General features: G+C 60.0%; 20 protein-coding genes. 11 read left to right on the top strand and 9 right to left on the bottom strand.

From position 1 onward, the window contains the following. The first annotated feature begins 7 nt into the window (after positions 1-7). On the top strand, positions 8-715 hold the full coding sequence (locus KU43P_RS26720; protein WP_317660456.1) for a PAS domain-containing protein: 708 nt from the start codon (positions 8-10) through the stop codon (positions 713-715). 63 nt (positions 716-778) lie between these two features. Here KU43P_RS26720 and KU43P_RS26715 read toward each other — a convergent pair whose 3' ends face one another. Then, positions 779-1,843, bottom strand: a complete 1,065-nt coding sequence (locus KU43P_RS26715; protein ID WP_317660455.1) for a tartrate dehydrogenase — start codon at positions 1,841-1,843, stop codon at positions 779-781. Positions 1,844-1,950: 107 nt separating this feature from the next. Between KU43P_RS26715 and KU43P_RS26710 the strand changes: the two genes are divergently transcribed. From KU43P_RS26710 to KU43P_RS26700, 3 genes are all read left to right on the top strand, one after another. Continuing rightward, positions 1,951-2,862, top strand: coding sequence for a LysR substrate-binding domain-containing protein (locus KU43P_RS26710; protein WP_317660454.1), 912 nt, complete (start codon positions 1,951-1,953; stop codon positions 2,860-2,862). A gap of 128 nt (positions 2,863-2,990) precedes the next feature. Beyond that, on the top strand, positions 2,991-5,279 hold the full coding sequence (gene metE, locus KU43P_RS26705; RefSeq protein ID WP_317660453.1) for a 5-methyltetrahydropteroyltriglutamate--homocysteine S-methyltransferase: 2,289 nt from the start codon (positions 2,991-2,993) through the stop codon (positions 5,277-5,279). Between the two features lie 310 nt (positions 5,280-5,589). Continuing rightward, positions 5,590-6,138 carry a histidine phosphatase family protein gene (locus KU43P_RS26700; RefSeq protein ID WP_317660452.1) on the top strand — a complete coding sequence of 183 codons (549 nt, stop codon included), beginning with the start codon at positions 5,590-5,592 and terminating at the stop codon, positions 6,136-6,138. Here the strand turns inward: KU43P_RS26700 and KU43P_RS26695 are convergent. The 3 genes from KU43P_RS26695 to lpdA all read right to left on the bottom strand — a co-directional run bounded on the left by KU43P_RS26695 (position 6,099) and on the right by lpdA (position 8,887). Further along, positions 6,099-7,148: an ABC transporter substrate-binding protein gene (locus tag KU43P_RS26695; RefSeq protein ID WP_317660451.1), complete on the bottom strand. Its 1,050-nt coding sequence runs from the start codon at positions 7,146-7,148 to the stop codon at positions 6,099-6,101. The genes KU43P_RS26700 and KU43P_RS26695 overlap by 40 nt on opposite strands. 97 nt (positions 7,149-7,245) lie before the next feature. After that, positions 7,246-7,380, bottom strand: coding sequence for a hypothetical protein (locus KU43P_RS26690; protein ID WP_317663928.1), 135 nt, complete (start codon positions 7,378-7,380; stop codon positions 7,246-7,248). A 106-nt stretch (positions 7,381-7,486) separates the two neighbouring features. Further along, entirely contained in the window at positions 7,487-8,887 is a 1,401-nt protein-coding gene (gene lpdA / locus KU43P_RS26685; RefSeq protein WP_317660450.1) for a dihydrolipoyl dehydrogenase, read from the bottom strand. 200 nt (positions 8,888-9,087) lie between these two features. Here lpdA and cfaB point away from each other — a divergent pair, with 200 nt between their 5' ends. Further along, positions 9,088-10,272, top strand: a complete 1,185-nt coding sequence (gene cfaB / locus KU43P_RS26680; RefSeq protein WP_317660449.1) for a C17 cyclopropane fatty acid synthase CfaB — start codon at positions 9,088-9,090, stop codon at positions 10,270-10,272. 40 nt (positions 10,273-10,312) lie between these two features. On the opposite strand, the gene cls is transcribed toward cfaB, so the two are convergent. Beyond that, positions 10,313-11,752 carry a cardiolipin synthase gene (gene cls / locus KU43P_RS26675; protein ID WP_317660448.1) on the bottom strand — a complete coding sequence of 480 codons (1,440 nt, stop codon included), beginning with the start codon at positions 11,750-11,752 and terminating at the stop codon, positions 10,313-10,315. A gap of 131 nt (positions 11,753-11,883) precedes the next feature. Between cls and KU43P_RS26670 the strand changes: the two genes are divergently transcribed. Then, positions 11,884-12,411 (top strand): DUF3617 domain-containing protein, encoded by a 528-nt coding sequence (locus tag KU43P_RS26670; RefSeq protein WP_317660447.1) that lies wholly within the window; start codon positions 11,884-11,886, stop codon positions 12,409-12,411. A 3-nt stretch (positions 12,412-12,414) separates the two neighbouring features. Here KU43P_RS26670 and folE2 read toward each other — a convergent pair whose 3' ends face one another. Beyond that, complete coding sequence (gene folE2, locus KU43P_RS26665) at positions 12,415-13,302, bottom strand: GTP cyclohydrolase FolE2 (protein ID WP_317660446.1); 888 nt, start codon at positions 13,300-13,302, stop codon at positions 12,415-12,417. Positions 13,303-13,438: 136 nt separating this feature from the next. On the opposite strand from folE2, the gene zigA reads away from it, so the two are divergent. Genes zigA through KU43P_RS26650 form a run of 3 tightly spaced genes read left to right on the top strand, consistent with a single transcriptional unit; the run spans position 13,439 to position 16,281 of the window. Then, the gene (gene zigA, locus KU43P_RS26660; RefSeq protein WP_317660445.1) at positions 13,439-14,647 is read left to right on the top strand and encodes a zinc metallochaperone GTPase ZigA; all 1,209 of its coding nucleotides are present in this window, start codon (positions 13,439-13,441) and stop codon (positions 14,645-14,647) included. Further along, a complete protein-coding gene (locus tag KU43P_RS26655) occupies positions 14,644-15,270 on the top strand; it encodes a DUF1826 domain-containing protein (protein WP_317660444.1) in 627 nt (208 codons plus the stop codon). Before zigA ends, KU43P_RS26655 begins: the two co-directional genes overlap by 4 nt. A gap of 39 nt (positions 15,271-15,309) precedes the next feature. Beyond that, a complete protein-coding gene (locus KU43P_RS26650; RefSeq protein ID WP_317660443.1) occupies positions 15,310-16,281 on the top strand; it encodes a CobW family GTP-binding protein in 972 nt (323 codons plus the stop codon). On the opposite strand, the gene KU43P_RS26645 is transcribed toward KU43P_RS26650, so the two are convergent. Next, a complete protein-coding gene (locus KU43P_RS26645) occupies positions 16,282-16,674 on the bottom strand; it encodes a DUF3301 domain-containing protein (protein ID WP_317660442.1) in 393 nt (130 codons plus the stop codon). 120 nt (positions 16,675-16,794) lie between these two features. Here KU43P_RS26645 and pdxY point away from each other — a divergent pair, with 120 nt between their 5' ends. Then, positions 16,795-17,667 carry a pyridoxal kinase PdxY gene (gene pdxY / locus KU43P_RS26640; RefSeq protein WP_317660441.1) on the top strand — a complete coding sequence of 291 codons (873 nt, stop codon included), beginning with the start codon at positions 16,795-16,797 and terminating at the stop codon, positions 17,665-17,667. Here the strand turns inward: pdxY and KU43P_RS26635 are convergent. Next, a complete protein-coding gene (locus tag KU43P_RS26635) occupies positions 17,664-18,149 on the bottom strand; it encodes an acyl-CoA thioesterase (protein ID WP_016394349.1) in 486 nt (161 codons plus the stop codon). The two genes, pdxY and KU43P_RS26635, sit on opposite strands and share 4 nt — an antisense overlap. 344 nt (positions 18,150-18,493) lie before the next feature. On the opposite strand from KU43P_RS26635, the gene KU43P_RS26630 reads away from it, so the two are divergent. Beyond that, positions 18,494-20,254: a cation:proton antiporter gene (locus KU43P_RS26630; RefSeq protein ID WP_317660440.1), complete on the top strand. Its 1,761-nt coding sequence runs from the start codon at positions 18,494-18,496 to the stop codon at positions 20,252-20,254. Positions 20,255-20,389: 135 nt separating this feature from the next. On the opposite strand, the gene KU43P_RS26625 is transcribed toward KU43P_RS26630, so the two are convergent. After that, positions 20,390-20,797 (bottom strand): SMI1/KNR4 family protein, encoded by a 408-nt coding sequence (locus tag KU43P_RS26625; RefSeq protein ID WP_317660439.1) that lies wholly within the window; start codon positions 20,795-20,797, stop codon positions 20,390-20,392. Positions 20,798-20,799: the final 2 nt, after the last annotated feature.

Below are 20,799 nucleotides of genomic sequence, written 5' to 3'. Positions count from 1 at the left end.
TTCCCCTATGCAGGAAAACAGCTTCGCCTTCCGCCTCAAGGAACTGCTTGAACACAACAAGTTGACCCTCCAGGCGGTCGGTACCGCACTTGGCATATCCCGCACCGCTGTCCACAAATGGACCAAGGGCGGTGAGATCGACTACGACAACCTGCGCAAGCTTGCCGACTTTCTTCGGGTGAACTGGCTCTGGCTACGTTATGGTCAGGAGGCACTGAGCAGCGTCCAGCAAGCAGAGCCTGTCGAGCTGCCGATGACCGACCTGCGCCGGCGCTACGCGGCCGAAATCATGGAAAGCGAAGCGCGGATGAAGCTCGCCCAGGAAGGCGCTCGTATCGTGACTTGGGAATGGAATCTGATCAGTGACGAGGTGACCTATTCCTCGAACGTCAAGGACGTGTACGGCTGGACCATCAGTTCGAACGAGGACTTCTGGAGCCATTTGCCCGCCGAGGACGTTCAGGCGATGCAGGCAATGTACGAGCGGATGATCAGCAGTGGTGAGCACTGCGATTACGAGTACCGGATGTACCAGCCCGATGACAGTGTGCGGTGGATCTCGTCTCGCTCGACCGTGATACACGACGCTGCCGATCGCCCCATCAAGGTTGTCGGTATCAGCATGGATAACACCGCCGCAAAGGTCGAACAGCAGGCACTGCTGCTGAGGATCAGAGAGCTGGAAGCGAAGCTGACTGCGGCTAGCGACGCCTAGCAAACAGGGCTGCGGCGCCCCTCATGGATGGGAAAGCCCCGCGTTGCGGGGCTTTCAGTACGATCAGACCAGCGCGGCGACAGCCTCACCGACTTCCGTCGTCGATGCAACACCCCCCAGATCCCGCGTGCGTGGGCCCTCTTTGAGCACCTGTTCGATTGCCCGCAGAATGGCATCGTGCGCTTCACGCTGCCCCAGGAAGTCCAGCATCAGAGCGCCCGACCAGATCATCGCGATGGGGTTGGCAATGTTTTGCCCGTAGATGTCCGGCGCGGAGCCGTGCACGGGTTCGAAAAGGCTCGGGAAGACGCGCTCGGGGTTGAGGTTCGCGGACGGTGCGATACCAATGGTGCCGGTCGTTGCAGGCCCCAGGTCGGACAGGATGTCGCCAAATAGATTAGTGGCAGCGACCACGTCGAACCGGCCGGGCTGCAGGACGAAACGGGCAGCCAGGATATCGATGTGCTGCTTGTCCAGGGTGATCTCGGGGTAATCCTTGGCCACGTCATCGGCACGAGCATCCCACCACGGCATGCTGATCGCCACGCCATTGCTCTTGGTCGCCAGCGTTACATGCTTGCGTGGGCGGCTTTGTGCCAGGTCGAACGCGTACTTCAACAGCCGATTGGCGCCGTGACGCGAATAGACCGACTCCTGGATGACAATCTCGCGTTCGGTGTTTTCGTACATGATGCCGCCAAGCGATGTGTACTCCCCCTCGGTGTTCTCACGCACGACGTAGTAGTCGATGTCGCCGGGTTTGCGATTGGCCAACGGGCAAGGCACGCCTTCGAACAGCCGAACCGGACGAAGGTTGATGTACTGATCGAACTCACGTCGGAATTTGAGCAACGACCCCCACAGCGAGATGTGGTCGGGTACGGTATCGGGCCAGCCGACCGCGCCGAAGAAAATGGCATCCATCCCCGAAAGCTGTTCTTTCCAGTCATCGGGCATCATCTTGCCGTGCTGGAGATAGTAATCGCAGCTCGCCCATTCGAAGTGGTGGTACTCAAGGCCGAAACCAAATCGGCGGGCAGCAGCTTCCAGCACCCGCAGGCCCTCTGGCATCACTTCCTTGCCGATCCCGTCACCTGCGATAGCCGCGATCTTCAGGGTCTTTGTCATCTCTGTGGTACTCCGATTCTTGTGTTGGCTGCGACGCTGTTTGACTCAGCTTAAGTGTTTCCTGTAAGAGATCAATCGAGCCTCTGGCGAATGAGTATTTACGAATCATGAACAATATGCCGTTGAACGAGGACCTTAGGGTCTTCGTTGCAGTTGCCCGAAAAACCAGCTTCAACGCGGTGGCCGAAGAGTTCGGTGTATCAGCCGGCTATGTCAGCAAACGCATTCGAGTCCTGGAGGACTCGCTGGGCACGAAGCTGCTTCACCGCAGCACTCGCCGCGTCTCGATCACGGAGGAAGGTGAGCGGGTGTTCCATTGGGCGTTGCGTGTGCTCGATGACCTTGACCAGTTGATCCAGGAAGTATCCACAGTCCAGGGAGAACCCCGCGGGCTGCTGCGAATCTGCAGCAGCTTCGGGTTCGGGCACAAAGTGGTTGCCCCGCTGATTTCGCAGATGACCGCGGCCCATCCGGGCCTCACTGTCCGGTTCGAAATGTTCGACCGGATCGTCGATATCGCTTCAGAAGGGTTCGATCTGGATGTCCGGATTGGCGACGAGATTGCGCCTCACCTGATCGCGAAGAAGCTTGCGTCCAATCGCCGAATCCTCTGCGCGGCCCCTGCGTACCTCGAACGAAGAGGTGTGCCGAAATCCCTGGAGGATCTCGCTCGTCATGACTGCCTTGTCATCAAGGAGCGCGATCATCCTTTTGGTGTGTGGCGCCTGAGGAATGGCGCAAACACCGCAAGCGTGAAGGTCACAGGGCCGCTCTCGACCAACCACGGGGAAGTAGCGATGGAGTGGTGTGTCGATGGACGCGGAATTCTCCTTCGTTCGTTGTGGGACGTAGGCCCGCAGCTTGAGTCAGGGACTCTTGTGCAGGTGCTGCCTCAATGGGATCAGGAAGCGAACGTCTGGGCGGTCTATCCCAATCGCTTGAACCGTTCGGCCAAAGTCCGAACGTGCGTTGAGTTCCTCGCGGCACACCTGGCGGCCATGGACCGGGGCAGGGCATAGCAGGCTGCCCCATCCAAGCGCATCATGAGAAAAACTACAGTTGCTCTTAAAAATAATGAGTTTGTCTCATTACGCCAGTGTCCTGACAATTGCCCTCATCGAATTTCTCGTTTGAAGGACAAAACACCATGGCACTGGCACACAACCTCGGCTTTCCGCGCATTGGCCGTGACCGCGAGCTGAAAAAAGCCCAGGAAGCATTCTGGAAAGGCGAGCTGAGCGAGGCCGGTCTGCACGCTGTCGGTCGTGAGTTGCGTGCCACCCACTGGCAAGCTCAGAAGGACGCGGGCATCGAACTGCTGCCGGTCGGCGACTTCGCCTGGTACGACCAAGTCCTCACCCATTCACTGACATTCGGCGTGATCCCCGAGCGTTTCCGCAGCCACACCGGTGCCAAGCCAACCCTGCAGACCCTGTTCAGCATGGCCCGTGGCGCTGTGGATAACTGCTGCGGTGGCGCCCACGCCCAGGAAATGACCAAGTGGTTCGACACCAACTACCACTACCTGGTACCCGAGTTCACCGCTGACCAGCAGTTCGCCCTGAGCTGGGAGCAGCTTTTCGAAGAAGTCGACGAAGCCAAGGCCTTGGGCCACGTCGTGAAGCCAGTGGTGATCGGCCCCCTGACCTACCTGTGGCTCGGCAAGACCAAAGGTGCCGACTTCGACAAGCTGGAGTTGGTCGAGCGCCTGCTGCCGCTGTACGACGAGATCTTCAACCGCCTGGCTGCTCAAGGCGTGGAGTGGGTACAGATCGACGAGCCGATCCTGGTGCTGGATCTGCCCCAGGAATGGAAGAGCGCCTACGAGCGCGTCTACAACATCCTGCAGCGTGCGCCGCTGAAAAAACTGATCGCCACCTACTTTGGTGGCCTGGAAGAAAACCTTGGCCTGGCCGCCAACCTGCCTGTGGATGGCCTGCACATCGACCTGGTGCGCGCACCTGATCAATACCCGACCATTCTCGATCGCCTGCCGGCCTACAAAGTGCTGTCGCTTGGGCTGGTCAACGGCCGCAACGTGTGGGCCTGCGACCTGGAGAAAGCTGTTGCCGTGCTGCAGGATGCTGCCGAGCGCCTGGGCGATCGCCTGTGGGTCGCGCCGTCCTGCTCACTGCTGCACAGCCCGGTGGACCTGGCCCGCGAAGACCAGCTCGATGCCGAGCTCAAGAGCTGGCTGGCCTTCGCCGTGCAAAAGTGTCAGGAAGTGGCCGTGCTGACCAAGGCTGTCAACGCGCCAGGCGCTGACGAGGTGGTTGCTGCTCTGGCCCGCAGCTGCGCCATTCAGGCCAGCCGCGCCGCCTCGCCCCGTATCCACAAGCCGGCGGTGCAAGCTCGCCTGGCCGCCATCAAGCCGGTCGACAGCCAGCGCCAGTCAGCCTTTGAACAGCGCATCGCCAAGCAGCGGGCAGGCCTGGGCTTGCCAGCTTACCCCACCACCACCATCGGGTCGTTCCCGCAGACGTCGGCAATCCGTCTGGCGCGTCAGGCGTTCAAGCAAGGCAAGCTGACCGAGGCCGACTACGTCGAAGCCATGCAGAGCGAGATACGCCATGCCGTCGAGATCCAGGAGAATCTGGGCTTGGATGTGCTGGTGCACGGGGAAGCGGAACGTAACGACATGGTCGAGTACTTCGCCGAGCAGTTGGACGGCTATGTGTTCACCCGCTTTGGCTGGGTGCAGAGCTATGGATCGCGCTGTGTGAAGCCCGCGGTCATTTTCGGTGACCTGAGCCGCCCGAAAGCCATGACCGTGCAGTGGATCCAGTACGCCCAGGGCCTGACCGACAAGGTCATGAAGGGCATGCTGACCGGCCCGGTGACCATGTTGATGTGGTCCTTCCCACGCGAAGACGTGAGCCGCGAAGTACAGGCCCGGCAATTGGCCTTGGCCATTCGCGACGAAGTGGTCGACCTTGAAGCTGCCGGCATCAAGATCGTACAGATCGACGAAGCTGCGTTCCGTGAAGGCCTTCCGCTGCGCAAGAGCGCCTGGGCGCATTACCTGGACTGGGCAACCGAAGCGTTCCGTCTGTGCGCGTCGGGTGTACGTGACGAAACGCAGATCCATACCCATATGTGCTACAGCGAGTTCAACGACGTGATCGAGTCGATCGCCGCAATGGACGCTGACGTCATCACCATCGAGACCTCGAGGTCGGACATGGAACTGCTGGAAGCCTTCGAGAAGTTCGACTACCCGAACGAGATCGGCCCAGGCGTGTACGACATTCACTCGCCGCGGGTGCCGACCAAGGAAGAGATCATCAAGCTGTTGAGCAAGGCCGCCCAGCGCATTCCCGCCGAGCGCCTGTGGGTCAACCCGGACTGCGGCCTGAAAACCCGTGCCTGGCTGGAAACCGAGGCTGCGCTGGTGAACATGGTCGCAGCCGCCCGCGAACTGCGCGCCACGGCTTGAATCATCGGGTCAGATGAGCGAACGGGAAGCAGTGCGTCCCGTTTCTCGTTTCAGAGCAAACTATCCCTGCGGCTATTGCGCGGGTATCGCCAAGCTTGTCTTGAGCCAGTCGGCAGTGGTCAACATGGAAAAACGCGGAGACGCTTAGTTCCTTGTATGACGAGCAAGCGGTATTTTTCAATGCGGTAGCTGGCGCGCTGAAGTGAGCGCCTCGATGGAGTGATAGGTGATCTCTCACCGCCTATCCATTGCCTCGCCCCGAAATACTCGGGGCGTTTTTATTAGGGATTGCGCTCATGAAGGTTCACCCGTGAAGGCCACTCATCTCACACTCATCAGCCACGCACTGACCGACGCACAAAGGTTGGGCCACTTTCATTCCGATGCTGATGAAATCCGCTTATCGCAGCGCCATCCTTTGGTGTTGCCGGATGGCGCCATCGGTCTGGCCGGCCCTGAACTGCGCACCTCACAGACTGCGGCCATGCTGGGGCTGCAAGTAGCCGTAGAGCATGCATTGCGGGACTGCGATTTCGGGGTGTGGAAGGGGGTCGCGCTAAAGGCGCTGCAGCGAGATGAGCCTGCTCTTGTGCAGGCCTGGTTGACCGACCCCCGCTCGACGCCGCATGGGGGTGAGTCGATCGTCGACGTATGCCAACGCGTGGCCCACTGGCTGGATGGGTTCACTGCACCGGGTCATTGGGTTGCGGTGACGCACCCCATGATCATCCGGGCGGCCATGATGCATGTATTGCAGTGCCCCTTGTCGGCATTCCATCGCATCGACGTACAACCGCTTTCTCAATTGCAGCTAGGCCACTACGGTGCCTGGCGAGTCAGCCTTACTTCCGCCGACTGATTGGCAGCCACTTTGCCGGTCGCGAAGGCATCCGAGAGGGTTTCCAGGCCGCGGAACAGACGAATGCCAGCCTGCATGGCGTCGGCATCCAATATCACGATGCGCCCTTGTTTCACCGCATCCATCTGCTGAGTGACAGGGTCGCTGCGCAGGAAGTCGAGCTTCTTCTGGTGGTCGTCGGCGGGGAAGCGACGGCGATCCATGCGGGCGATGATGATCCACGTCGGATTGGCCTTGGCCAGGGTTTCCCACCCGACGGTTGGCCATTCTTCATTGGATTCCACGACATTACGTACGCCGAGTGTTTGCAGCATGAAGTCAGCCACACCCTGGCGGCCGGCGACATAGGGGTCCAGGGCAAGGTCGGCGCTGGAGAACCAGAACAGGGCGGAGGTATGCGATAGATCCTTGCCGGCGAGCTGCTGCCTGGCCTGTGCCAGGCGAGCCTTGAGGTCGGCATTCAGTGCAGCGCCACGGTCCTGAGCATCGAAGATCTTCGCCAGCTCGCTGACACTCTTGTAGAGGGTGTCGATACGGAACGGCTGTGTGCGGGTACCGTCGGCGCCGACCAGGTTGTCCTTGCCTTCGCAGTCGGACGGTAACAGGTAGGTCGGGATCTGCAGTTCACTGAATTGCTCACGCGTTCCGACCGCGCCCTGTGGGCCGACCATCCATTCGAACTGCACGGTCACCAGTTGCGGACGCTTGCTGACGACGGCTTCGAAACTCGGCTCGTTATCGGCGAGGCGCTCGACCTTGTCGTTCTGCGCCTTGAATTCGGGCAACACATTGTTGAACCACAATGAAGTGCCCGCCAGTTTGTCGCCCAAGCCCAGGGCATACAGGATCTCGGTGCCTGCCTGGCCGATGGAGACGGCACGCTCCGGCGCCTGCGCAAACGTCTGTGGCACCCCACAGTTGCTGACTGTCAGCGGGTAGTAAGTGGTTGCGGCCTGGGCAAGCCCGGGCAGGATCAAGGCGGCGAACAGGGAGGCCAAGCGGGGCGGCATAGGGAAATCTCTTTGTTCCGACGAGGAAACTGGCGGCGGCATGGTAGATCACCAGGCCAGCGAGTACGAAGCTTGAGGTGCCTAGAGAGGGTGCGCGTCAATGGTTGTCGCGGTTCCAGGCGAACCGGTAGATATTTTCAGGTTGGTCTGGGCGGCAACGGCCATTGTCGGCAAGCATGGCTTCGGTGAACTTGAACAGCGCCATGTCCGGGCGGCCCCAAGGACGGTACACGGTAAAGAACCGCAGCAAGGCGAGCGGCAGGCAGAAGCGTGATGGAACTGGAGATAGGCAACCTGACACTTCCTGGGGAAATGTCAGGTTTCAAGTGGCGTGAAGGTCAGATCTGCATGGCCATGCCATCCACATTCATCGCTGCCTGGCGCAAGGCTTCGGAACGGGTTGGGTGTGGGTGGCAGGTAAGGGCGATGTCCTCGGCCGAGGCGGAGAACTCCATGGCTACGCAGAACTCGCCGATCATCTCGCTGACGCTAGGGCCAACCAGGTGCACGCCCAGGACTTCATCCGTGTTGGCATCGGCGATGACCTTGGCGAAGCCTTCGGTTTCGTGGTTGATCTTGGCTCGGCTGTTGGCGGTGAAGGGGAACTTGCCGACCTTGTAGGCACGGCCCTCGGCCTTGAGCTGCTCTTCGGTCTTACCCACGGTGGCCAGTTCGGGGCGGGTATAGATCACGCCTGGGATCAGGTTGTAGTTCACTTCGTGGGGCTTGCCGGCGATGCGCTCGATACACGCCACCGCTTCGTCTTCCGCCTTGTGCGCCAGCATCGGGCCGGAAGTGACGTCACCGATGACCCAGATGCCCGGCACCGAAGTACGGTGGTGGTCATTGCCGAGCATACCGCGTTTGTCGGTCTCCAGACCGACGCTCTCCAGGTTCAGACCCTTGGTATACGGACGGCGGCCAATGGCGACCAGCACGTAGTCGGCTTGCAAGGTTTCGGCAGTGCCGCCGGCAGCGGGCTCCAGGGTCAGGCTGACGCCATCGGCCGAGGAGGTAGCCTGGGTGACCTTGCTGCCGAGCTTGAAGATCATGCCCTGCTTGGCCAGCGCCTTTTGCAGGGTCTTGGCGGTTTCCTCATCGGTACCCGGGCAGATCCGGTCGAGGTACTCGATCACGGTGACCTGGCTGCCGAGGCGGCGCCAGACCGAACCCAGCTCCAGTCCGATGACGCCAGCACCGATCACCACCAGATGCTTGGGCACCTGCGGCAGTGCCAAGGCTCCGGTGGAGTCGATGATGCGCTGGTTGTCGATGGTCACGCCGGGCAGGGGGGTTGGCTCGGAGCCGGTGGCGATGACGATGTCCTTGGCCTGCAGCGTGGTTTCGCTGCCATCCTCGGCCTTGACGACGACCTTGCCGGCGCCGTCCAGACGGCCCCAGCCCTTGACCCAGTCGACCTTGTTCTTGCGGAACAGGTACTCGATGCCCTTGGTCAGGCCGGTAACGCTCTCGTCCTTTTGTTTCATCATCTGGGCGAGGTTGAGGGTGGGCTTCACTTCGATTCCGAGGTGGGCGAACTCATCACCGCTGGCAGCCTCGTAAAGCTCCGAGGCATGCAGCAATGCCTTGGACGGCATGCAGCCGACATTCAGGCAGGTACCGCCGAGAGTCGAGCGACCCTCCACACAAGCGACACTGAGGCCAAGCTGCCCGGCGCGAATCGCCGCATTGTAGCCGCCAGGGCCGCCACCGATGATCACCACGTCATAGGATTTCATGGGTTTCTACTCCAGATGAGGAAGCGCGAGAGGGGCACAAGGTTAAGCCGAGCGGGGATGATTGTATACAATCTTAGGTAAGATCATTCAGTTCTAGACCATGGTCTCGTTTAGCGGAAAGCTTGCACGAATGAACTACTCTCTTTCGGTGGCGTTCGAAATAACAGCCGCCATGTCCAATATGGAAAGGAGGGTCGTTCATGCTTGCGCAACTTCCGCCGGTATTGCAGAGGCTTCACCTGCCGCTGCGCCTTAAACTGTGGGACGGTAACCAGTTCGACCTGGGCCCAAGCCCGCAGGTCACCATCCTGGTCAAGGAGCCTCAGCTGATCTCTCAGCTGACCCACCCGAGCATGGACAAGCTGGGCACCGCTTTCGTTGAAGGCAAGCTCGAGCTGGAAGGCGACATCGGCGAAGCCATTCGGGTGTGCGACGAGCTCAGCGAAGCGCTGCTGACCGATGAAGAAGAAGTTCTCCCTCAGCGTGTGGCTCACGACAAGCGCACCGATGCCAAGTCCATCTCCTACCACTACGACGTTTCCAACGCCTTCTATCAACTCTGGCTCGATCAGGACATGGCCTATTCCTGCGCCTACTTCCGCGAGCCGGACAATACCCTTGATCAGGCCCAGCAGGACAAGTTCGATCACCTGTGCCGCAAATTGCGCCTGCAGGCCGGTGACTACCTGCTCGACGTAGGTTGCGGGTGGGGTGGGCTGTCTCGCTTCGCCGCACGCGAATATGGCGCCAAGGTGTTCGGCATCACTCTGAGCAAGGAGCAGCTCAAGCTGGGCAGGCAGCGGGTCAAGGCCGAGGGCCTGGCCGACAAGGTCGACCTGCAGATCCTCGACTATCGCGACCTGCCTCAGGATGGCCGCTTCGACAAGGTGGTCAGCGTGGGCATGTTCGAGCATGTCGGGCATGCCAACCTGGCGCTGTATTGCCAGAAGCTGTTTGGTGCCGTGCGTGAGGGTGGCCTGGTGATGAACCATGGCATCACGGCAAAGCATGTGGATGGTCGCCCTGTCGGACGAGGTGCGGGTGACTTTATCGACCGTTATGTCTTCCCCAACGGTGAATTGCCACACCTGTCGATGATCAGCGCGAACATCTGTGAGGCCGGCCTGGAGGTGGTGGACGTGGAGAGCCTGCGCCTGCATTACGCCAAGACCTTGCACCACTGGAGCGAGAACCTGGAGAACCAACTGCACAAGGCGGCTGCGCTGGTACCAGAGAAAACCTTGCGCATCTGGAGGCTCTACCTGGCCGGCTGTGCCTATGCGTTCCAGAAGGGGTGGATCAACTTGCATCAGATACTGGCGGTCAAGCCATACGCGGATGGGCACCACGACTTGCCCTGGACGCGAGAAGATTTGTATCGCTGATAGGCATGGAGAGGGGGGCCGCACTTGCGGCCCCTTCGCATTACAGGATCGGCGAAATCAGCCGGGCGATGCGCATCCCCAGCTGTTGGAGACGGTGAGTGTCCCGGCTGTCCTCTGCAGTAATTTCCCTGGATTGCTCGAAGTCGGCCATCAACATGGATTCGACCTGATCGGCGAATGCGCGGTCGACGGTGAGCAGGGTGATCTCGAAATTGAGTCGGAACGAACGGTTGTCCAGATTGGCACTACCGATCGCGCTGACTTCGTCATCCACCAATACCACCTTCTGATGCAGGAAGCCCGGTTGGTAGCGGAACATGCGCACGCCTGCCCGCACCGCCTCGAATGCGAACAGGCTGGAGGCGGCATAGACGATTCGGTGGTCCGGGCGTGCCGGGATGAGGATGCGTACATCCACTCCGCGAAGTACGGCCAGACGCATGGCTGCAAAGACAGCCTCGTCGGGGATGAAGTACGGGCTGGTGATCCATACCCGCCGAGTCGCGGAATGGATTGCCTCAAGGAAGAACAGCGAACAGGTCTCTTGCGGGTCGGCCGGGCCGCTGGCGAGTGCTTGGCAAAGTACCCCGTTGTCGGGGTAGGCATCGGGTAGGATCAGCGGCGGCAATTGCCGGGTTGCCCAGTACCAGTCTTCGGCAAAAGACTCCTGCAGGCACGCCAGAACCGGCCCGCTGATCTGCACATGGGTGTCACGCCAGGGCGAAAGACGCGGGTGGGCGCCGAGGTATTCGTCGCCCACGTTGTGCCCGCCGATGAATCCGGCAACGCCATCGACCACGACAATCTTGCGATGGTTGCGGAAGTTCACCTGAAAGCGATTGAACAGGCCCCGGCGGGTAGCGAATGCGTGGATCTGCACGCCGCCTTCGCGCAGCACCTGGCTATAGCTGGCGGGAAGGGCATGGCTGCCGACTCGGTCATACAAGACGAACACCTGCACGCCTTCGGCTGCCTTGCGCAGCAGCAGTTGCTGCAAGGCCTTGCCGATCTTGTCGTCATGGATGATGAAGAACTGTACCAGCACCACTTCGCGCGCCTGGGCAATGGCGGCGAAGATGGCATCGAACGTAGCGGTGCCATCGATCAGCAGCTTGACCTGATTGTTGGCCAGGCAGGGCATGCGGCCAAGCTTAGGCATGGCGCGCAAGGCGGCGTAGCTGCCAGACTCACGTGCAGTGAGTGCCTCTTCCACCCAGGGGCGCCAGTTGAGGTTGGCCATGGCAACGTGCATTTCCTGGTTGGCCTGGCGGCGGGCCTGGATATAGGCATAGAACGAACGCGCACCGAAGATCAGGTAGGGGATCAGGGTGAAGTAGGGGATGAAGATCAGCGACATGGCCCAGGCAATTGCACCCTGGGCGGTACGTACAGTGAACACCGCATGCAGCGCTGCGATGATGCCAAGCAAGTGAATGATGCCGAGCACGTAGCCGAAGAAGTAGGGGCTGTGGTAATCCATACGCATCCTGCTTGCCGAATACACAGCGGATAACAGAACACGTTCCAGGCCCGCCTTGCAACCTGAAAGCGGATTTGGCGTCTAAGGCTCAGCCCGGCCCGTTGGCCGGCTTTTTCGAGGAGCGTTGGTCCATGAAGATTCGTCTGCCACTGATGGCACTGGCCCTTGGCTTGAGCAGCCCACTGGTGCACGCGCAGATGTTGCAACCCGGGTTGTGGGAGTTGACCACCAGCAACATGCAGGTCGATGGCAAGCCGTTGCCTGACATGCAGTTCATGCTGGGGCAGCTCAAGAACTTGCCACCGGAGCAACGGGCGATGATGGAAGGAGTACTGGCCAAGCAGGGCATCACGGTGGGTGGTAACGGCGTGCGTTCATGCCTGACACAGGAACAGGTGCAGACGAACGACATTCCGCTGCAAGACCCGAAGTCTGGCTGCACTCAAAAAATCACCGACCGCACAGGGAATGTCTGGAAGTTTCAGTTCAGCTGTCCCAAAGCGCAGGGCACCGGCCAGGCTACCTTCTTGAGTGACAAGGAATTCACCACCCAGGTCAGCGGTACTTTCAATGCGTCTGGTGTGCAGCAACAGGGCAGTATGAATACCCGGGCTGTCTGGCTCGGCAGCGACTGTGGAACAGTCAAACCCCGAAGCTGACATCTACCATTGCCATTGGCTGCTGGCGACTGCGTCGTGGGCATGCAGGCTCTCTGCATGTTCCACGCGAAGGGTAAATGCAGTGGCAATGTCCAGCTCTCTCAGCGCTTGATGAATTCGTCGAGCGGCATCTTCACAGAACATCAGGTTCTGTCCGTTGGCCAAGGCGAAGGCTTGTTCGTCTGCACGTTTCACGGCGGTTTGAACGGCTGTACCGAGACTAGCCTCAACGGCGTCGATGAGTTCGGTAACCGGCACAGTATCCAGGTTGTTGCGCAAGCGCAGCTGAACAGACGCTTGGCTCCGCTGACTGTGTGGCGTGGCCACAATGCCTTGGCTACTGCCGAGCCATGCGAGTACAGATTCCCGGTTCAAAACTTCTCCGCTGAAGTCTGCCTCGAACTGCCTCTGGATCAACTGCCGCGCTAAAGCTGCAGAGCAAGGGCAGGTAGAGGAGTAAGGCACTCGCACAGATAGTTCCACGTGGAACATTTCGTTCTCCAGCCTCGCGTCGACGCTCACCTGGTAGCTCTTCCAGCCCGCCAAAGGGCTGACCAGCGCGGGGCGTTTCAATAGATGTTCAAAGCTCAATCGCAAATGGGCCGCAGTGGATAGCCCTTCATGGCTCGCGAGAAAGTCTGCCAGCAACTGGTGGATCGCGAGCGGAGTCAGTGCTTGGTGTTCCAATTGCTCCAGTGCCAAGTAGAGTCTGGACATGTGAATGCCCCGGGACTTGCCGTCCACCAGATTAACTCCTGCGTCCGCCATGGCCGCCACATGGCGCCCTTCCAACTGAATGGGTAGCGCAATTGCGCACATTCCAACCCAGTCCAACGGCGTGACGTGCAACAGTTTTTGTGCGGCGATATCGGGAAGCTTGAGGCTGTTCATGGGGTCACCAGGCAAGAGAGTGTCAGCGGCATCTTCGAAAGCCCTTCCGACGAATACGGCTTGGCGAAATTGTATTGTTACTTTATAACATTGTGCAATGCATCGTTCGAATGCGCCCGCCTGAAGAGGTTTCACCATGCTTGATCGTCTTCCCGTCACTGTGCTCTCCGGTTTCCTCGGTGCCGGCAAAAGCACTTTGCTTAACCATGTATTGCGCAATCGCGACCAACTTCGGGTCGCGGTGATCGTTAACGACATGAGTGAGATCAACATCGACGCCAGTGAGGTGCAACGCAATATCAGCCTCAACCGTGCAGAGGAAAAGCTGGTAGAGATGAGCAACGGTTGCATCTGCTGCACCTTGCGTGAGGACTTGCTGGAAGAGGTGGCGCGGCTGGCCCAGGAAGGCCGCTTCGATTACCTGTTGATCGAATCCACCGGCATCTCGGAGCCGTTGCCCGTAGCCGAGACGTTCACCTTCCGCGACGAGCAGGGTCGCAGCCTGTCCGACATGGCGCGCCTGGACACCATGGTCACCGTGGTTGATGGGGTGAATTTCATACGCGATTACCAAGCGGCCGATAGCCTCGCGAGCCGTGGAGAAACCCTGGGTGAAGATGACGAGCGATCGATCAGCGACTTGCTGATCGAGCAGGTCGAGTTCGCCGACGTGCTGCTGTTGAGCAAGATCGACCTCATCAGCCGACATGAGCGTGAAGAGCTCACGGCCATTTTGCGCAGCCTTAATGCGCGTGCGCAGATCGTGCCGATGGTCATGGGCCAGGTGCCACTCGGGCGAATCCTCGATACCGGGCTGTTCGACTTCGATCTGGCCGCGCAGGCGCCGGGCTGGTTGCAGGAATTGCGGGGTGAGCATGTACCTGAAACCGAAGAGTACGGCATTGCATCAGGTACCTGGACAGCACGCAGGCCCCTTCACCCACAGCGCTTTTACGACTTTATCCACAAGGAATGGGACAACGGCCGGCTTCTTCGCTCCAAGGGCTTTTTCTGGTTGGCCAGCAAATTCCAGGAAGCGGGGAGCTGGTCTCAGGCGGGCGGCATGATTCGCCATGGGCTGGGTGGCCGCTGGTGGCGATTCGTACCGCGCGAGCATTGGCCTCAAGACGAACAGGGCACGGCAGAAATTCTCAAGCATTGGACCACCGAGACTGGCGATTGCCGTCAAGAGCTGGTGTTCATCGGGCAGAATATCGACTTCACCACGTTATCCACAGCATTGGACACGTGCTTGTTGAATGACGAAGAGATGGCGCTGGGGCCCATGGGTTGGTTGCGCCTCGCTGATCCCTTCGGGCCGTGGCACGCCGAGGAGGCGGCATGAAGATGGCGCTGCGGCCTGTGGATATCCGTCAGGCCTTCGCTGAATCGCCCAAGGTGCTGACTGAAATCTTTCAGGATGGCGTCAACCTGGCGGTCTGGCAGCGCCGTTTGCCGGCGCAGCTCGAAGACTTCGCGGCACTGGCGATCAGCCGCGACCCAACGGTGGCCGACGAACGGGTGCTGGATGTGAATGAACACGAACCTCCCATGCTGAAGGGCCTGCTGCACGAGACCACTGACCTGCAAGGCTATGAAGGTTTCGTCGCAGACGTCGCCTGGTTGATATCGGCATATACCTGCCTGCTTGGGGCAAGGCGGGTCGGGTTGAGGATACGGGTGCTGCAAGGGGCGATGTGCCCACGCTTTCATGTGGATAACGTGCCGGTGCGCCTGCTAACTACTTATACAGGCCCTGGCAGTGAATGGCTGGAGGAGGGGGTAATCGAGCGGTCAGGTCTGCAGCGTGCCGAAGCGCCTGTGGATAACATCCGTCAGTTGCAAGCCGGTGAGGTGGCGGTGCTCAAGGGCGAAAGGTGGTTGGGTAACGAAGGTGCCGGGCTGATCCATCGCTCCCCCGCCAGCCAGGCCCGGCGCCTTTTGCTCAGCCTTGACTGGCTGGCGTGACGGGGCATAGTGGGGGCAAATCCGCCGTGAAGTGATCGCATGCTGCAGAACATCCCCACCCATGTGATTGCCGGCCCCTTGGGCGCTGGCAAGACCAGCCTGATTCGCCAGCTCATGGCCCAGCGCCCGGCGGGTGAACGCTGGGCGGTGCTGGTCAATGAATTCGGCCAGATTGGCCTCGATGCGGCATTGCTGGCCAGTGACCAGGACGGCATCGCCATTGCCGAAGTGGCCGGGGGTTGCCTGTGCTGTGTAAACGGGATGCCCTTTCAGGTCGGCTTGGGTCGGCTACTGCGCAAGTCGCGCCCTGATCGCGTTTTCATCGAGCCTTCCGGGCTTGGTCATCCCTTGCAATTACTGGATCAACTGAGCCATGCCCCTTGGGTTGGGGTTTTGGCAGTGCAGCCATTGGTCATGGTCGTGGATTCTCAAGCGCTGGCCCGTGGTGAGCACCTTTGTGAGGCTCAGCAACAGGCATTTGATGCTGCTGCATTCGTTGTCTTGAACAAAAGCGAGGCTGTGGATGAAAATTTCAAGCTGTTGATAAATAACAAGATTTCCGAGAAGAATCGAATCTGGACAGAGCACGGAAAGCTCACCCTCGATCAGCTTCCAATGTCATCCACAGGGCAAATACCCCAGGTTTCTGTTGATAACCTCGATGTGGATATCTCAAATGGCCTGCCGGGCGGACTGTGGACAAATCCGCACCAGCCAATTTGTATCGACAACATTGGGGAGGGTGGCTGGAGTATCGGCTGGCGCTGGCATCCAAGCCAGCGCTTTGATGCACAGCGGCTTCGCGGCTTCCTCGAAGCCTGGGCATGGCGTCGGGCCAAAGGGGTTATCCACAGCATTGAAGGTTGGCAGTCGTTCAATGGCCTCGATGGCATCCTGCCGGATTGGCGGCCCAGTGAATGGCGCCGCGACACACGCATCGAGCTGATCTTCGATCAGCCGCAATCCCGGCAGACGCTGCAGCGGGCTCTGGATAGATGCCGGGTGGGCTGATCAGTTGCGCCAGCGGTTGTGCTCCTGGCGCCACTGCTGCATTTCGATCACGTTGTCGGCTCGGGGCGGCGTCTTGATCTCGAACGGGTAGGGTGCCAGCTCGATCTGCACGCTATGGGCACCGAACTGGGTCACGGTACCGGGGTGGCGTTGTTCACCGGTCACGGTGAACTCGAAGGCATAGACCCGTGCCAGGCGCTTGCGGCCGTTGGCGTCGCGCACGAAGGCGATGCGCTTGAGCGCGACGGCGTCGTCGAGCAGTTCCAGGTCCAGCTTGGCGAAGTGTTGCTTGACCCGCTCCAGGGCCTTCTCGCGCAGCCCATGGTTGTGCCATAACCAAGCGCCCGCCGTGGCCACCAGCATCAGGACGAAGAGATTCTCCAGGGTCAACATTTGCATATGCTCCAAACAGGTCGAACCAGCTTAACTGCGTCCCTGGCCTGTCGTACAGGTGGCAATCGAGTTCATACTGCGCGACGCACAATCCTTGAAACAGCTTTGGAATCCTTGCGCATGAAACGTACCCCGCACTTGCTCGCCATCCAGTCCCACGTGGTGTTCGGCCACGCCGGAAACAGCGCCGCGGTGTTTCCCATGCAGCGTATCGGGGTCAATGTCTGGCCGCTCAATACCGTGCAATTCTCCAATCACACTCAGTATGGCCAGTGGGCGGGCGAAGTGCTTGCCCCGGCGCAAATTCCCGCGTTGGTGGAAGGTATTGCCAGCATCGGCGAGCTGGGCCATTGCGATGCGGTGCTGTCCGGCTACCTGGGCAGCGCCGAGCAGGGGCGGGCAATCCTCGCCGGGGTGGAGCGGATCAAGGCCGTGAACCCCAAGGCACTGTACCTGTGCGACCCGGTCATGGGTCACCCGGAGAAGGGTTGCATCGTGCCTCAGGAGGTCAGCGAATTCCTGCTCGACGAGGCCGCAGCAAAAGCTGACATCCTGTGCCCCAACCAGCTCGAACTGGACAGCTTCTGCGGCCGAAGGGCGCAGTCACTGGAGGATTGCGTGAGTATGGCCCGTAGCCTGCTGGAGCGTGGTCCGCAGGTGGTGCTGGTCAAGCACCTGGCCTACCCGGGGCGCGAGCAGGACATGTTCGAGATGCTTCTGGTAACCCGTGACGAGAGCTGGCACCTGCGTCGCCCGCTGCTGGCGTTTCCACGACAGCCGGTGGGCGTCGGCGACCTTACCTCGGGTCTTTTCCTGGCGCGTGTGCTGCTGGGCGACAGCTGGACGCAAGCGTTCGAGTTCACCGCGGCAGCGGTGCACGAAGTGCTGCTGGAAACCCAGGCCTGCGCCAGTTACGAACTGCAACTGGTGCGAGCCCAGGATCGCATCGCCCACCCGCGCGTGCGTTTCGAGGCGCAGCGCCTGGCGTTCTAGATCGAGTCGGTCTTCAGGTCCTGATAGCGTTTTTCCAGCTCCTGACGGATCTGCCGACGCTGCTGGCCCTGAAGGAAGCGGCGTTTCTCTTCGCTGGAATGCGGTTGGCGCGGAGGCACTGGCACTGGGCGGCGGTTGTCGTCTACCGCGACCATGGTGAAGAAGCAGCTGTTGGAATGGCGCACCGAGCGCTCGCGGATGTTCTCGGTGACCACCTTGATGCCCACTTCCATCGATGTGTTGCCGGTATAGTTGACCGAGGCGAGGAAGGTCACCAGCTCGCCGACATGCACAGGCTCGCGGAAGATCACTTGGTCTACCGACAGCGTTACCACATAGCTGCCGGCATAACGGCTGGCGCAAGCGTAAGCCACTTCGTCGAGGTACTTGAGCAGGGTGCCGCCATGTACGTTGCCAGAAAAGTTGGCCATGTCCGGGGTCATCAGGACGGTCATGCTCAGCTGGGCGTTTCCAGGTTCCATAGTGTGCTCACGGTGAGGTTGCGCGGTATCGGGCCAATCGGGGTCGTTATCTGCTGACACTTCTGTATCCCCTTTTTAAGTTTGCCTTCTGGTACGGGACGTTGGTTGCGGCGCCATGGTCACGCCGATCATGCCATCACAGGCGGTTAACCAGCCGATCTGTTTCTACATATTGCACCGGCATTTTGCGGCGGGGTGCGATGTTAACCTGAGTACGCCCATGCAACATGGGCTTTCCTGCATTCAATACAGTATGTACTTGCTGCTCGCTCGGGGTTGTCTCGGCAGAGGAGCGGTCTGCCTGGGCATCTACTTACAGGGCTTCGAGAAAGGAGAATCGCGCCATGCATGCCATCAGCTTCATCCAGGATTTGGCAGTGATCATGCTGGTTGCCGGGGTGGTAACGATCCTCTTCCATCGCCTCAAGCAGCCCGTTGTACTGGGCTACATCGTCGCCGGCTTCATCATCGGCCCGCACACACCGCCGTTCGGCTTGATTCACGACGAAGACACGATCAAGACTCTTGCCGAGCTGGGAGTGATCTTCCTGATGTTCTGCCTGGGGCTCGAGTTCAGCCTGCGCAAGCTGTTCAAGGTGGGTGCCACAGCGTTCATCGCGGCGTTCCTGGAAATCGTCCTGATGATCTGGATCGGTTTCGAGATCGGTCGCTGGTTTGGCTGGAACACCATGGACTCGCTGTTCCTCGGCGCCATCCTGGCGATTTCCTCGACCACCATCATCGTCAAGGCACTCAACGACCTGAAGATGAAGAACGAGCGTTTTGCCCAGCTGATCTTCGGCGTGCTGATTGTCGAGGACATCCTCGGTATCGGCATCATTGCCTTGCTTTCGGGCATCGCGGTCAGCGGTACGGTCAGTTCCGGGGAAGTGTTCTCCACCGTGGGCAAGTTGTCGTTGTTCATGATTGTCGCGCTGGTCATCGGCATTCTGCTGGTACCGCGGCTGCTGGCCTATGTGGCGAAGTTCGAAAGCAACGAGATGTTGCTGATTACCGTGCTGGGCCTGTGTTTCGGCTTCTGCCTGCTGGTGGTAAAGCTCGAGTACAGCATGGTACTGGGCGCCTTCCTGATCGGCGCGATCATGGCCGAGTCGCGCCAGCTCCTGAAGATCGAGCGGCTGATCGAACCGGTGCGTGACCTGTTCAGTGCCATCTTCTTCGTAGCCATCGGCTTGATGATCGACCCGCAAGTCTTGCTCGATTACGCCTGGCCGATCGTGGTCATCACTCTGGCGGTGGTGTTGGGCAAGATGCTGTCCTGCGGCATGGGGGCATTCATTGCCGGCAATGACGGGCGTACTTCGCTGCGTGTGGGTATGGGTCTGTCACAGATTGGCGAATTTTCTTTCATCATCGCGGCTTTGGGCATGACCCTGCAGGTAACCAGCGATTTCCTCTATCCGGTCGCCGTGGCGGTTTCAGCCATTACCACGCTATTGACGCCCTACCTGATCCGCGCGGCCGATCCCCTTTCACTGAAGCTTGGCAGGGTGATGCCCAGTCGGCTGTCGCGCGTGCTGTCGCTCTATGGCGAATGGTTGCGCAGCATCCAGCCGCAAGGCGAGAGCGCCATGCTGGCAGCGATGATCCGGCGCATCCTGTTGCAGGTGGGTGTGAATCTGGCGTTAGTCATTGCGATCTTCTTCAGCGGTGGCTACTTCGCTGGCCGCATCGGCGAATGGCTCGCTGAATGGATCAGTGATGTGAGCCAGCAGAAGGCGATGATCTGGGGGGCGGCGCTGCTGCTGTCGCTGCCATTCTTGATCGCGGCGTACCGCAAGCTCAAGGCGCTGTCGATGTTACTGGCGGAAATGGGGGTCAAGCCGGAAATGGCCGGGCGACATACTCAGCGGGTGCGCCGTGTGATTGCCGAGGTGATACCTCTGCTGTCGCTTCTGGTGATATTCCTGCTGCTGTCTGCGCTGTCTGCGAGCATTCTGCCGACCAACGAGCTATTGCTGATCATCGCAGTGGTGGCGGCGGCAGTGGTGGCTTTGCTGTGGCGTTGGTTCATCCGCGTGCATTCGCGCATGCAGATTGCCTTGTTGGAGACCCTTGAGAATAGCCGCGACCATACTCACTGAGGGCATGCCCTCTGCGCGAGATTCCACCGAAGTCCGAGGGGATGAAGCGGTAGCGATGTCGCCAGGCGCAGAAGGCCTGGCGATTTTACGAAGGCGGATGGCTTGTGGCCATCATTTTTTACGGCTACTTACCGGTCAGCTTTCCAGCCAGACGTCGCGTGCCCAGTGCCACACCGATTCCCAACTGTCTTCGGCGACGGCTTCCTCTTCGCCATCCCACAGCACCACGGTGCCGTCTTCTTCGACGCAGTAGTAATTGTCGCCGTCCTGGCACAGTGGGATCAGGTCGCGCGGAACCCCGGCATCCCAGGCATTGGCCGCAACTTCGGGCAGGTAGGTGTGCGATTGCGGGTCGGTGGCGGTTACCGGCTCCAGTGAGCCGTATACCACGTCACTGACGGTCAACAGGAATTCCTTGAACACGAACGGAATGTTGATGAACAGTTGCTCCTCGATTTCGACCAGTTGGTCTTCGTCAGGAAGCTCCAGCGGCACCGGCACGGGTTCATTGGCTTCACGGAGTTGTTCGATCACTTCTTCCACGG

This window comes from Pseudomonas sp. KU43P (assembly GCF_033095865.1).
In the GTDB taxonomy this organism is placed as follows: Bacteria; Pseudomonadota; Gammaproteobacteria; order Pseudomonadales; family Pseudomonadaceae; genus Aquipseudomonas.
This window is presented reverse-complemented; position numbering and strand designations above follow the sequence as displayed.

What these genes read in the sequence shown, in the direction of transcription:
- KU43P_RS26710 (WP_317660454.1), top strand. Translation starts at nt 1,951, where the DNA reads ATGAACAATATGCCGTTGAACGAGGACCTTAGGGTCTTCGTTGCAGTT.
- zigA (WP_317660445.1), top strand. Translation starts at nt 13,439, where the DNA reads ATGCTTGATCGTCTTCCCGTCACTGTGCTCTCCGGTTTCCTCGGTGCC.
- KU43P_RS26650 (WP_317660443.1), top strand. Translation starts at nt 15,310, where the DNA reads ATGCTGCAGAACATCCCCACCCATGTGATTGCCGGCCCCTTGGGCGCT.
- KU43P_RS26635 (WP_016394349.1), bottom strand. Translation starts at nt 18,149, where the DNA reads ATGGAACCTGGAAACGCCCAGCTGAGCATGACCGTCCTGATGACCCCG.
- KU43P_RS26655 (WP_317660444.1), top strand. Translation starts at nt 14,644, where the DNA reads ATGAAGATGGCGCTGCGGCCTGTGGATATCCGTCAGGCCTTCGCTGAA.
- KU43P_RS26645 (WP_317660442.1), bottom strand. Translation starts at nt 16,674, where the DNA reads ATGTTGACCCTGGAGAATCTCTTCGTCCTGATGCTGGTGGCCACGGCG.
- KU43P_RS26695 (WP_317660451.1), bottom strand. Translation starts at nt 7,148, where the DNA reads ATGCCGCCCCGCTTGGCCTCCCTGTTCGCCGCCTTGATCCTGCCCGGG.
- pdxY (WP_317660441.1), top strand. Translation starts at nt 16,795, where the DNA reads ATGAAACGTACCCCGCACTTGCTCGCCATCCAGTCCCACGTGGTGTTC.
- folE2 (WP_317660446.1), bottom strand. Translation starts at nt 13,302, where the DNA reads ATGAACAGCCTCAAGCTTCCCGATATCGCCGCACAAAAACTGTTGCAC.
- cls (WP_317660448.1), bottom strand. Translation starts at nt 11,752, where the DNA reads ATGGATTACCACAGCCCCTACTTCTTCGGCTACGTGCTCGGCATCATT.
- cfaB (WP_317660449.1), top strand. Translation starts at nt 9,088, where the DNA reads ATGCTTGCGCAACTTCCGCCGGTATTGCAGAGGCTTCACCTGCCGCTG.
- KU43P_RS26670 (WP_317660447.1), top strand. Translation starts at nt 11,884, where the DNA reads ATGAAGATTCGTCTGCCACTGATGGCACTGGCCCTTGGCTTGAGCAGC.
- lpdA (WP_317660450.1), bottom strand. Translation starts at nt 8,887, where the DNA reads ATGAAATCCTATGACGTGGTGATCATCGGTGGCGGCCCTGGCGGCTAC.
- KU43P_RS26630 (WP_317660440.1), top strand. Translation starts at nt 18,494, where the DNA reads ATGCATGCCATCAGCTTCATCCAGGATTTGGCAGTGATCATGCTGGTT.
- metE (WP_317660453.1), top strand. Translation starts at nt 2,991, where the DNA reads ATGGCACTGGCACACAACCTCGGCTTTCCGCGCATTGGCCGTGACCGC.
- KU43P_RS26715 (WP_317660455.1), bottom strand. Translation starts at nt 1,843, where the DNA reads ATGACAAAGACCCTGAAGATCGCGGCTATCGCAGGTGACGGGATCGGC.
- KU43P_RS26720 (WP_317660456.1), top strand. Translation starts at nt 8, where the DNA reads ATGCAGGAAAACAGCTTCGCCTTCCGCCTCAAGGAACTGCTTGAACAC.